This is a genomic window from Lysinibacillus sphaericus OT4b.31, assembly GCF_000392615.1.
Taxonomy (GTDB): Bacteria; Bacillota; Bacilli; order Bacillales_A; family Planococcaceae; genus Lysinibacillus; species Lysinibacillus sphaericus_B.
The window spans coordinates 2,784,824-2,797,161 of sequence record NZ_KB933398.1 but is presented as its reverse complement, the minus strand read 5'-3'; the positions used below and the strand labels follow the sequence as shown (position 1 = coordinate 2,797,161).

Genomic DNA, 12,338 nt, shown 5'->3' with positions numbered 1-12,338 from the left:
TAGTCATATTTTACATAAAAAGAGAGCAAGGTTACCAGCCTTTGCTCTCTTTTTATGTAAAAGCAGTTCTTTAGAGCCATTTGTAAATTATTTGTACATAATTGAATAACAGGAAGATCATTGGGTATATAAATAGAATGAAAACGAGGTAAAAATAAAATGTCTGTAAGAATAGGGAGCTTTGTTTAGACAGGAGGAGCGTGAAGATGGCAATACTTGTTGTAAAGAAGAACATTATGCACCGTTATCAAAGTGTTGGACAAGCAATACAAGATGCTGAAGCGGGGGATTTTATAGAAATTAGAGATGGTGTTTACGAAGAAAACATTGATGTTCCTAAAAGACTGACCATTTATGGAGTGGGGGATGTAACCATTAAAGGCGGAGTGTTTATTCGTTACCATACACATGTGGCAATGCGAAATCTCCGTTTTAGTCAGGGTCAGGGAATTTATATTAAAGGGGATTTACAGCTAGAAAACTGCATAATAGAGCAACAAATGATAAGGACCCAAGTTACTGTCAACTATGGAAGTTTGATGTTGAAAAATGTTGATATAATAGCGAGCCCATTAAATCAATATGGATTGCGGATCGATAATGGTTCGAGTGTTATGCTGACAGATTCAACGATTCAGCACCATACAAAAGCTCAAATCATAGCACAAAATAGTGAGCTTGTCTTAACGAATTGTCTGTTGTTAGAGGGGCAAATGAATGCAATTTTTGCTATTAGCAATGTGAAAATGGACATAGTAAATTGTGAGATGCACGGCCACCAAAAAACGCAAATGGTTGCAGCCTCCAGTACGATTTCTATGAAGGATACGCTCATTCATCAAGGACAGGATTTAGGCATTCAAATAGTGGATCATTCTCAGATGATAATGGAGTTTTGTGAAGTCAAACAACATATAGGCACAAATATAGTAGTACATGAAAGTGAGTTAAAGGTCTCGCATTCAATTTTTGCAGAGGGGCAAGGAAACGGTATTTATGTGGGGGAGCATTCGAAGGCGGTAATCTATGACTGTCAGTTGAGTGAGCATAACAAGCCACAGCTTTTTATAGAAAATAGTAAAGCTGAGATTCATAAATGTTCTATAAGAAATGGAGTTACTTCAGGGGTTACTATTATTAATGAGGCCGACGTGATGATGACAGCATGTAAGATACAGCAACATCCGCAGTTCCATTTTATTGTGGATGCTAGTGGTCTACAATTAAATGAGTCCATCATTGAGTCTGGTCAGGCGGGTGGTATTTATGGAAATGAACATGCGAAAATTACGCTAAAGCATACAACGATTCGAGAGGTAGACAGCCACCATCTTTATATCAATAATGCCCGATTATTTGTGGAAAATAGTACATTTGCTCATATCATTGGGAATGGTATCACCTGCATCGATGCCATTTTTGAAATTATAAGTAGTGATTTTATATATGCTAGACAGAGCCCTTACGCAATCGTTTGGTCTGATAAGTCAATGGGCCGCATAGAGCAGTGCTTCGTCGAAGACACTGAGCGAATATTTTTAGCCATGACAAATCAGTCACTGCTTGAAATTGTGAACACGAATCTTGCCAATGTAAAGACGGCAGCAATTGTTCAGGATCAGAGTCAACTATATGTACGAGGCTATGCAAATACCGCTAAATGGCATGGAGATACCTCTTCTAAAATTGTCGATAGGGACGTTAAGCTAACTACATCTAATGAAAAAATACAACACATCGTGAGCATGCTAAGCAGTTCAAAATCCATTCAGGAATTAAATAAAGAATTGCAAATACCAGCTGAAGTATTACAGGAAATATATACAACGCTTAAAAGCACAGATGTTAAGAAAACAATTTAATGCTTAAAACTTCACTAAAACGAGTAGTTTCAAATTTTGAAATTACTTTTTTCTGTTGTGAAAACAAAAAAGATGCATCGGTAGTAGAGCTGCGTTTGGGTGGTTTTGAATGATTTGGAAGTTTAGATGAAATTATTGGGTAATGTTTACAAATTTATAATTACGGGTAATGTTAACTAGCCTAGCTGTTAATTTTGAAGAAGCGTGAAAAAGGTCCTTCCTAAATGTATCATGTTAGAATGAATTGAATGTGAGCGCTTTTATGTGAATTGTGTATAAATCGTTTTACAAAAAATATTTAATTTCGACACCTAAAGGCTTTGTGATTTTTTCCGTTATAATGGAAGAGTGGTAATTATCCGTTCGATTTAGAAATTTTTACTATTATAAACCTTGTTATTCTAGAAGAAGGATTTATTGAGTGAGAAAATTATAGCAAAAATATTAATGATGAATTACCCCAGTAGAAAATGTTGTTAGAAAATTTAGTTTTTAGATTGATTAATTTCTATGTTTTATCCTATAATTAGTAAAAATGATTCATTAATAGCAGTATGGATGTAATGTTCTAGATCTTTAGATAATAATTTTGGAATAATAAAATGGCTTAGTGAAATGGAGGTGGAAAAGGAAAATGTTTGGGCTTTCGAAAGAAGAAATAATGATGATGCTCGAAAAAGTGGAGTTGGCAGATAGTCAAAAAAATGCAATCGCTGATATTTTTCATCTTAACAATATGCGAATTGAGCAACAGCTAGCATTTATTATCCACTTAGTGATAGATGAGCGCGAACGAAACTTAACAAACAATACATATTTAAATTAAACGTAAACATTTTGTCGAAAGTAAGAGGAATCTGTCTTTGACATAATACATATCACTTTATGTCTGAAAATAAAATGATGGACATAGAAAAAGGTGTCGTATTTGCGTTTTACCTAAATTTACCTTAGATCGATAAATCGATAAATCAAATAGGATACATAGAAGAAAATCACAGTGTTTAATATTATCTACAAAACCTAAACACTTGTGATTTTTTCTTTTTTATTAAATGGTTCTTGGTAAGAAAACCTAAATGTTTTAATTATTAACCCTAATCATCTTTTTCCACCAATCAATGGTCATAAACCATTTTTTCGAGATTAGAAATAAGACATAACCAATCATACCGCATATGTAAACAAGTCAAAATATCTGTAGCAAAGCACCAAATTAAATTAGCAACCAAATGTGCATTGATTATAGATTCCCTCGAATTATCAGAACAATTCACCTTATAGTAAAAGGAATGAAGTAAATGACACTGTTACAATGATTAATTGAACAAGCCAAGAGTCCTAAAGGATTTGTAGGATTTTCCATGTTACATATTATGAATGTAGCTCATCGTGGAATGAATAAATGGTTAATTGACAGTGGGGTTATTAAAGATGGAGATATTGGTTGTGTGGGTGGGGAAACACTACAGTCATTGGCTAAAATCAATCATTTAGGTTGTTGAAAATTGGCGGACAATTTATAATAATTTCCGTGTTTTATAAAATCAATTATCACATGAGCGACTATAAAACCAAAATGGAAATAAAGCAGCTATTAGAAAATATTGGATTTAAAGAGGCGGACATAAAAGAAAATACAAAAAAAGGTTGGTTATGTATTATAGGAGTTAAATAGGTAGTATCTAATTTACGGGGATACTTAGAAATGGAGGCAGAATTGATGAAGAGATGTGCATGGGTGAAACTGGATGAACCACTATATGTCGACTATCATGACAAGGAATGGGGTGTGCCAGTTTATGAAGATCAGCACTTATTTGAGATGCTATGCTTAGAGGGGGCACAAGCAGGACTGAGCTGGTGGACAATTTTACAGAAAAGACAAGGCTATCGAGATGCTTTCGATCAATTTGATGCGACGAAAATTGCGCTCTATACCGAGGACAAGCTGACAGCGCTTAAAGAGGATCAAAGAATTGTTCGCAATAAACTCAAAATCGCAAGTGTTGTTACGAATGCACAAGCATTTCTTCGAATACAGCAACAATATGGTTCATTTTCTACTTATATTTGGGGCTTCGTCAACCATCAACCTATAATCAATCAGTGGTCTACCTTAGCCCAAGTGCCGGTGACAACAGAACTAAGTGAACGCATGAGCAAGCAATTAAAAAAAGACGGATTCAAATTCGTGGGTGGTACGATTTGTTATTCATTTATGCAGGCAACGGGAATGATAAATGATCATGTAGTTGATTGTCTTTGTCGTCATGTCAGCCGTGAAGTACAGGGGAATGGTCATTGATGAAATCAAAGCGGAATGAATGAGATAGGCTAAAATATAGGAGACCTACGCTGTCTCCATAAAATCAATAGACCCAGCTTTATGTCAAAGTGCAGCGATTTTGGTGAGAACTATTCATTTGTTTTTTGAATGGGCATTTTTATTGCTTCAATAAAAAGAAGAGGTTCAATCAGCCATATATATAGAAAAGTATGCAAGTGAGCCGGGTAAAAGACAAAAGGGTCTTTCCGAATGTTGATATCGCAAGTGCCATTACTTAGTGAAAGATGAAATCTCAAAATGGAGGATTTCATTTTTTGATTAAGTATTTATCTTCAATTAAAAATTATTTCATTAGACAAATAAAAAAAAATGGTGTATAGTGAAACTAATAAATACATTCCTTTAGTGGAAATATTGAATTCACCTATTACAAAAAGTAATCGTGTTTATTCGGTACTTTTTGTAATATGTGAATTTTTTTATTTTATAGAAGAAATTATATATTACAATTTTATTTTTTTGGAGGTTTTCTTAAATGAAACAAGGTACAGTAAAATGGTTTAACGCAGAAAAAGGTTTTGGATTTATCGAAGTTGAAGGTGAAGCAGACGTATTCGCTCACTTCTCAGCGATTCAAAGCGAAGGTTTCAAATCACTTGACGAAGGTCAAAAAGTTGAGTTTGAAGTGGAAGACGGTAACCGCGGACCACAAGCTAAAAACATCGTTAAACTTTAATTAACACATAAAAAAGAGGCATCCTTAGGGAATGCTTCTTTTTTTATGTACATCGACGGGTGAAGATCTTGCATAGGAGATTTTAAATGCATTATCAAATCCTTTACTGCATTTTTAACTGACCATAGACTCTTAAAGAACTTACATGCCAGCAGGATGTTTTTTCTCGTCGACTGTAAGTAACAACAATCGATAAATTATGAACATCCCTATGTAAGAACCAACTACTAAAAATAGCGGATTTAAAAATATGGCATGAATGGTTGTCATAAATACAGCATCATCAACAATGATTTGATAGATGGATGTGGCCGCAATACAACCGAAGATGATGGATGAGATGATGGCTACAACATTAAAAAAGAGGCGAAATCTATCACTTAAATATTGTAAGTAAAGCATAAGGGTTGGTACAGCTATGGTAGATGCAATTATTAACACTTTCAAAACATCACGTCCTTTTTGCCATTATGCCCTTGAAAAATTGCACATAATCACAAGAGGGTAATAAACATTTTTGGACATATTAACTAAACTTAAAATTTAAAGTGTGTATATGTAAAAGCATAGCATAGGGTTGTCCAAAGCTTCAGTTATGAAATATACAAAAATGGCCAACAATTTGCCAAATTGTATACTTCAAAAAAAGTATAAATTTGTATCTTATCCCCTTTGATTGATGAGTGAACGCCGACTAACAAATAAAGTATACCGAAGCAGGCACCGACGACTCATTACTTTTCTTTTGTCGGTGCCATTGCTTGCACAATGAACGGTATGGATAGAGGATGTAAGGCTTGGGTAATGTAAAGTTTGTCTCTTAGTATAATGGTTGTGGGTTATGGCATGAAGGAAATCCATTGACATCTTGAATCATATGAAAATCATATTGTTTTAAAGCAAATTGAGATTGATACAAGTATTCAAGGACAAGTAACTTGCCCTCTGCTACACCACATAAAATGCCTGAAGTCCCTTGACCGTTTGACAATGATATTCCAACTGGTTGACCAATTAAAAACCGAATTTTATGTTGCCAGTGCATAATGGTCACTCCTTTCAGTACATAATATGTTCTTGTTACTGTTAGGTGCTCATGTTTTAAGGGACATCTCATCACTTCGACCTAACTAACTTTATTTGACTATGAGATACATATAATGTGATATCCATCTTTAAAGCAAAACCAGAAAGGAGTAAGAATTTACTGAATAAACAGATAATGAATAGTAAAAAGATAAAGCGGGTGAATAAATTGGAAAATAAATCGGTTGTGAAAAATGGAATAGGCTTTGGTTCAGTATTAGCTATTACAATCTCATGGAGTGTTCATCACTCAATATTATGGGCTATTATTCATGGGTGTTTCAGTTGGTTATATGTTATTTACTATGCTTTGACAAGGTAATCGGATCCCACATGAACGGTCAGTAAGGCGTCCACCACAAGTGAGAGCTGACAAGTACAATCAACTGATCGTAAAAGCTCGATTGAATCCACTAGCAATCCATGGGGGATGAAGAGAACCCCCACGCATTGAAGTTTCACAGTAATTTGAGGTGATTACAATATAATCTTTACTCAATAGCAACAAGTCTTCGTGCAAAAGTTTAAATGAATTTTGAAGCGGGTAAAAATAAGAGAGGTTGTATTAATTGAAGAATGAAATAGTATATACCGTTCATATTTGAAGCGAGTCTGGCATAAATAACTAAGTGCTGGTTATTGTCATCTGGAATAACAAGCTCACACTATTCGGAAAAAAGGATGGATGCCATTCACTATCAGGAGGCATGTTTCAAATTTCATACAACTAAGACTGCATCATTGAAGAAGGGTTGATAAGATGACACATCAAGTTACTGCTACGAGCAATATTGATTTCGGTGCTACAGGCGTTGATGAAATATTGCAAAATGTAGCTTATATTTTATCCACATTTGTAATATCTTGTCCTCTATATGGTAAGAAGTCAAATACAGACGCACCTTTTTACCTTACAAAGAGACGTAATACCGCACGCATAATTGATAGCATTAGACGTTTTGAGCCACGTGCAGTTGTTATCGATGTAGATTATCTTGGAGACATATTTGTTGGCAAATTAGAACCTGTAGTAAAAGTAATTGTGAATGAATAAAACATCTAGGAGAGGGGAGTAGATTCAATCTGCGGACCTTCCAGATATACAAATATGCTGTTTGAGCGAATATGAAGTAGCTTTGTTTCTATCTAATCCAAACGACCACAAAAGGTTTAGTACTAGAACAGGTAATTGTGTATCTAGAATTGAAAAATTGTTTAATTTATAAAGGATTTCTTCCATTTTAAGAAGAGATCCTTCAGACTGTAGACAAACTCAATTTTTTTAGTTTGTTTACAATAAAAGGCATCGAGAATAGACTTCTCGATGCCTTTTATTGTTATGCAGCTGGGTTTTTTCGGATAGCGTCTATTTTTTGGCAATCAATAACGATTGGTGTAGCTGCAGCAGCAGCCCCTACTTCAAGGAAGTAAGCACAGCAATTTTTCGGATCCAAGCTTACGAAAATAACGCCAAGGAAACTGCCTCCACCTGATAAGAGAACGTCTACTAAAGTACCTGGTTCAAAGCGTTTTAAAAGATTACAGATGCAACCTTTACAGTTGTGGTCAAATTTATCATCGCATTTATCTTTTTTGTGTTCCTTTTTCTTGCAATCACATTTGTCGTGTTTATGTTCGCATTTGTCGTGATCATGCCAACATTTATCATGTTTATGCTCGCACTTGTCGCATTTATGTTTGCATTTATCATGTTTATGTTCCCACTTGTCAAATTTGCAGTAACATTTTTTTTCATATTCACAATAACATTTATAATGACTACATTTGTCACCTTTATTTAAATTGTTATAATTCCAATTCATGTGCTTAACAAATCTATTATCTTGCATACTTTAAACTCCCTTTTTGTGTTAGTTTTTTTGTGTAATGCGAGCGCTGCCTTACATTAATAATCTATGAATTTAGAATGAAATGTGACTGGTAATTTGTCCTGAAAACAGTATAAAATATAATGATTTTGCATTAAAAATTAAATTGTATGATTACCTAAAGGATATAAATACTAGGACAATGAGAATTTTAATGAAGAGGACTATAGACTTTTTCCTTAATTAAGCAACTTAAACTTCAACGATTGGGAAAATAAGTGTGTATGAATGCTATAAGTAAATGGTGAGAAAACTAAGATTTTTATGTAAAAAATCAAGTTAGAAAAGGCTATGTGACTGGACTTAGCGTCTTGAAATATAGCCTCCTCACCAACTGGCACTACAGAAGATAAAACAGTTTTCAACATATAAGTTCTCATGGTTGAACGATTGAATTTCAATTTAAAAAATAATTGTCAACCATTCAAGGAAAGTTTTACAATGTCTCAACTTACTTTCACTAGATGTGCAATTCATCAATCTTTTAGTATTAACTTGTAAAATGAAACGTATTTTATGTAAAAAGGAGAAATGGAGAGAATGGATGAAGGGACTAAAAATGTGCTGCTTTATTTTGCTTTTCTTGATATTTATCACAGATATAGCGATTAAAAATAAACCATCTCCAATTGCACAGACTCCTCAAACTGACTTTAGACAAAATTATGCGCAGGAAATTGGTGAAAGATTACAAAGTTCGAACTTTACTAAAGAAGTCTTAGTAGCTTTAAGAGCAGAAGGGTATTTTCCTGACAGTACCGTGGGCTATTTGATCGATTCACCTGATAATCAATTTATCTCAATTTATCTACATAACTCAGCTGAATTGGAAAGATCGTCGAAGGAAGAGATTCAAAAAATTGTAAATGCTGTTGCGAAAAATAATAATATAAATTCATTCATTGTTGATATACAGGAATCAAACTAAGTAGACTGTTGTTCACATGATAAATATCAAGATAGCATAAAGAAAATAATTGGTCTTTTTTCCTGGGTAAATGCCATATGGTATAATGTACATGAAGAGGTGATTCTCGTGAAAATTTTAGTTTTAGGTGCAACGGGTCGGGTTGGTAGCCATATTGTTTCACTTGCGCTACGTGATGGTCACCATGTTATGGCCTTAGTACGCACACCCAATAAAATCAGCACAATAGATTCAAATTTACACATTATTCATGGAAACGTATTAAACCAGCATAACCTGCAATCAGTGATGTCTGAGATAGATATTGTTATTAGCGCTTTAAATACAGATGGCACAAATACACTATCGGAAAGTATGCTACTGATTCTTGAAACGATGAAAAAAGCAAATGTGAAACGAATTATTACGGTTGGTACAGCTGGAATCTTACAAAGTCGGCTAACGCCTCATTTACTTCGATATCAGTCAAGTGAATCCAAACGTAAGACTACTAATGCCGCAGAAGAGCATCACAAAGTCTTTGATATGTTAAGCCAATCTGATGTTGATTGGACAATTGTCTGTCCTACATATCTGCCTGACGGAGAATATACTGGCGTATATCGGATAGAGCGAAATTTCTTGCCTGAAGGCGGCACTAAAATTTCAGTGGCGGATACGGCGGAATTCACCTATCAACAAAGTCTACGTACTGATTATTTGAAATCCCGCGTCGGCATTGCATACTAATACTTAGAAAATACATTTTTAAATAGAAAAACCCAAATAATGCACTTGAAAAAGTGAGATATTTGGGTTTTTTGCTGTCATTAAGCATTATTTTTCATTATTGTTCGTGTCGCTTTTTTGATAATTTTATCCGTTGCGCTTACGTCAGATTCTTTTTTCCATTTTTCGCAAATAGCTAGTACCCAATTTGCTTGCGTTTTACTTGCATCGTTTAACCAATTACCAACAGAATCCTGAACATATTTCGATGTATCTGCTTTCAGTAAATCTAAAATGGGAAGTGCTTTTTGTGGTTCTTGCTTGAGGATATCAATATGTTTCGTCCAAACTCCTCGAGGTCGGATAGACTCTACTGCAAAACGCCGTATATTTTCATTATCGACAATAGCCCATTCAGTTAACAATGCCACGCTTTTATCTATGTCTTCGGAAAGGTCTTCTCTTATAGCCATCCAAGCAATTTCTCGAACACCAAAATGATGATCCGCCGCAAAATGTCTGATAAACAACAGTTTTTCCTCTAAAGTTTGTGTGGAGTGTTTATGCATAAAGGCTGCCCAACATCTTACACTATCTGAAATATGATTGGAGCAGTACGTCAATATTTCTAGCTTTTTGGCTTTACTTTCATCAATCATGGCTGTTGTTAGTAAATCACTAGTGGTACGTATCGCCTTCATCCCAGTGACAGCATTTTGATTGGCCATTTCAGTTAATAGGACATCCAATTTTACCTTCAAATTGAATGCAGGTAATACATGCTCCAATAAAGTAGGATGATCCACAGCTTGCCATTCAATAAGATTGACGCTTTCTATTAAACCGCGATTTAGGGAAGCTAGTATTTCACTGGGTATATCACTGGTCTTCCTAGCACCTTTTCGATTTAGAATATGTTCTTGAGTCATTTTATCGTATCATCCTTATATTAGTATAATTGTAAAAAATGATTATACTTTATTATATCTTAAGTATTGATGAGCATCAATTTAGAGAGGGCGGAGGTTAAGAAGTAAAAACATGTATGATTACTTTAACTAAAAAAGTAATCATACGAATTTTTGATTAGAAGAGTAATTGATACGATGATAAATAGCTGTCGTACGAAGCCACTTCCTTTTCTAATAGCTACCTGAGAGCCGACAATTGACCCGAATATTTGAGCAGCTCCCATCACTAACCCGTAAAAATAGTGAATGTGACCTAGATACATAAACAAAAATAGTGCAGCTATGTTACTACCAAGGTTCAACAATTTTGCATTACCTGCAGCCTTTAAAAAATCGGTGCCAATCATGATAAAAGCAAAAATAAAAAAGGAGCCAGTGCCTGGACCAAGGAAACCATCGTAAAATCCAATGGTAAAGAGAAGAATGATAAACCCAGCTAATTGAATAGGAGATAAATTCTTAATGACTGAGATGCTGCCCCAATCTTTTTTGAAAATTGTATAGATAGCAATAGCAGCGAGCATAAATAGCATCAGTGGCTTTAATATGTCTGGACTAATTAATGTGACGGTCCAGGCACCAAGAAGAGAGCCGAAAAATGCGAGTGGAAAAAATTTTGTGACAGAATGAAAATCAATTTTTCCAGAACGATAAAATGAAATGGTCGAAGTAACTAATCCTATCGAACTGGCTAGTTTACTTGTAGCAATGGCCGTAGTTGGATTTAGACCAAGAAATAATAAAGCAGGTAGTGCAATGAGCCCGCCTCCACCAACGACTGAATCAATAAACGCTGCGAGAAAGCCAATTAGTATGAGTATCAGTAATAATTGTAAATCTAGTTGCATAAAATCACTCTTTCGTTTAGTTACTACTGAAATAGTAACTAAATAAATCGCGTTTGTAAAGTGTAAGTTTTATCGCAATATAATAGGGAATTTGACTATAATAAAAGAAATGGAGGGATTCACTAGTGGAATTAATTAACCAGTTAAAACAATTAGGCTATACAGAATATGAAGCCAAGGCATACATAGCACTGGTGCAGAATAATCATGTGACGGCTTATCAAGTAAGTAAGCATTCAGGTATTCCCCGTGCGCGTATTTATGGGATTCTTGATTTATTAGTTGACAAAGGTCTTGTAATGAAAGAGGAAACGCCAGAAATAACAACCTATACGGCGTTAGCGGTATCCGTGTTTTTACAAATGGTAGAAAAGAATTGGCAGTCGAGTTTTAAATCGATGTCAAATAACTTAGAAACCATAGAACAGCAGGAGCCTGTGGAGGACAATAAAGTTTTAAGTATTAAAGATAGAAATACCATTTTAGCTTATTGTCAGTCGATGTTAAAAAAGGCGGAAAAAAGAGTACTGTTATCGATGTGGGATGATGTGTATGAGGAATTACGAGTGGACTTGGAAAAGGTTGCACAGCAAGTGAAAGTACATGGAATTACGCTACATGTGACGGAGCCTTTAGTTACATTAGAGCAACATCGTGTGACTGATTTTACAGAAAGGACTACTACGGACCATTGGTTTATACTATCGATCGATGGAAAAGAAATGATTTATGGGCCATCCCCTGATAACCGTGAGCTTGCGTTCTTTACAGATGACCCCATTCATATTTACTTATTAGAGGATTATATTTGGCATGATGTACTCGTAAATCGGTTAGTGAAGCGTAGCAAAGATGACTTAGGGGAGTGGATTACAAAAGAACGAAATGCGTTTTTCGGGGCATAAATCTTCCTTTGAATCAGAGCTGTTGCTGTACTGAATCTTGTGAAAATTACTTCATCCCGTATGAACGGTCAGTAAAACGTTCACTACAAGTGGAAACCACGGATTGAAGTTTCAC

Annotated in this window: 14 protein-coding genes; 9 read left to right on the top strand and 5 right to left on the bottom strand. The window is 34.9% G+C overall.

Annotation, left to right across the window (positions count from 1 at the left end; translation table 11 throughout):
• Positions 1 to 206 precede the first annotated feature (206 nt).
• The 5 genes from H131_RS12830 (at position 207) to H131_RS12815 (ending at position 4,888) form a co-directional block, all read left to right on the top strand.
• Positions 207 to 1,862, top strand: a complete 1,656-nt coding sequence (locus H131_RS12830; RefSeq protein WP_010859584.1) for a right-handed parallel beta-helix repeat-containing protein — start codon at positions 207 to 209, stop codon at positions 1,860 to 1,862.
• Positions 1,863 to 2,496: 634 nt separating this feature from the next.
• Positions 2,497 to 2,688: a hypothetical protein gene (locus tag H131_RS12825; RefSeq protein WP_010859583.1), complete on the top strand. Its 192-nt coding sequence runs from the start codon at positions 2,497 to 2,499 to the stop codon at positions 2,686 to 2,688.
• Between the two features lie 538 nt (positions 2,689 to 3,226).
• Positions 3,227 to 3,367, top strand: coding sequence for a hypothetical protein (locus tag H131_RS25430; RefSeq protein ID WP_010859582.1), 141 nt, complete (start codon positions 3,227 to 3,229; stop codon positions 3,365 to 3,367).
• 218 nt (positions 3,368 to 3,585) lie between these two features.
• A complete protein-coding gene (locus H131_RS12820; RefSeq protein ID WP_010859580.1) occupies positions 3,586 to 4,170 on the top strand; it encodes a DNA-3-methyladenine glycosylase I in 585 nt (194 codons plus the stop codon).
• A gap of 517 nt (positions 4,171 to 4,687) precedes the next feature.
• Positions 4,688 to 4,888 (top strand): cold-shock protein, encoded by a 201-nt coding sequence (locus H131_RS12815; protein WP_010859579.1) that lies wholly within the window; start codon positions 4,688 to 4,690, stop codon positions 4,886 to 4,888.
• A gap of 141 nt (positions 4,889 to 5,029) precedes the next feature.
• On the opposite strand, the gene H131_RS12810 is transcribed toward H131_RS12815, so the two are convergent.
• Positions 5,030 to 5,329, bottom strand: coding sequence for a transposase (locus H131_RS12810; protein WP_329600452.1), 300 nt, complete (start codon positions 5,327 to 5,329; stop codon positions 5,030 to 5,032).
• Positions 5,330 to 5,708: 379 nt separating this feature from the next.
• Positions 5,709 to 5,933, bottom strand: coding sequence for a hypothetical protein (locus H131_RS12805; protein WP_010859577.1), 225 nt, complete (start codon positions 5,931 to 5,933; stop codon positions 5,709 to 5,711).
• 801 nt (positions 5,934 to 6,734) lie between these two features.
• Here H131_RS12805 and H131_RS12800 point away from each other — a divergent pair.
• Positions 6,735 to 7,028: a GPW/gp25 family protein gene (locus tag H131_RS12800; protein WP_010859576.1), complete on the top strand. Its 294-nt coding sequence runs from the start codon at positions 6,735 to 6,737 to the stop codon at positions 7,026 to 7,028.
• A gap of 283 nt (positions 7,029 to 7,311) precedes the next feature.
• Here H131_RS12800 and H131_RS12795 read toward each other — a convergent pair whose 3' ends face one another.
• Positions 7,312 to 7,824, bottom strand: a complete 513-nt coding sequence (locus tag H131_RS12795) for a hypothetical protein (protein ID WP_010859575.1) — start codon at positions 7,822 to 7,824, stop codon at positions 7,312 to 7,314.
• 583 nt (positions 7,825 to 8,407) lie between these two features.
• On the opposite strand from H131_RS12795, the gene H131_RS12790 reads away from it, so the two are divergent.
• Both H131_RS12790 and H131_RS12785 read left to right on the top strand, forming a co-directional pair.
• Positions 8,408 to 8,791: a hypothetical protein gene (locus H131_RS12790; protein ID WP_010859574.1), complete on the top strand. Its 384-nt coding sequence runs from the start codon at positions 8,408 to 8,410 to the stop codon at positions 8,789 to 8,791.
• A gap of 108 nt (positions 8,792 to 8,899) precedes the next feature.
• Complete coding sequence (locus tag H131_RS12785) at positions 8,900 to 9,520, top strand: NAD(P)-dependent oxidoreductase (RefSeq protein ID WP_010859573.1); 621 nt, start codon at positions 8,900 to 8,902, stop codon at positions 9,518 to 9,520.
• An 80-nt stretch (positions 9,521 to 9,600) separates the two neighbouring features.
• Here the strand turns inward: H131_RS12785 and H131_RS12780 are convergent, their stop codons facing one another.
• Positions 9,601 to 10,428, bottom strand: coding sequence for a DNA alkylation repair protein (locus H131_RS12780; protein WP_010859572.1), 828 nt, complete (start codon positions 10,426 to 10,428; stop codon positions 9,601 to 9,603).
• 125 nt (positions 10,429 to 10,553) lie between these two features.
• Positions 10,554 to 11,318, bottom strand: coding sequence for a TSUP family transporter (locus H131_RS12775; protein ID WP_010859571.1), 765 nt, complete (start codon positions 11,316 to 11,318; stop codon positions 10,554 to 10,556).
• A 125-nt stretch (positions 11,319 to 11,443) separates the two neighbouring features.
• Between H131_RS12775 and H131_RS12770 the strand changes: the two genes are divergently transcribed.
• Positions 11,444 to 12,223, top strand: a complete 780-nt coding sequence (locus H131_RS12770) for a TrmB family transcriptional regulator (RefSeq protein ID WP_010859570.1) — start codon at positions 11,444 to 11,446, stop codon at positions 12,221 to 12,223.
• Positions 12,224 to 12,338: the final 115 nt, after the last annotated feature.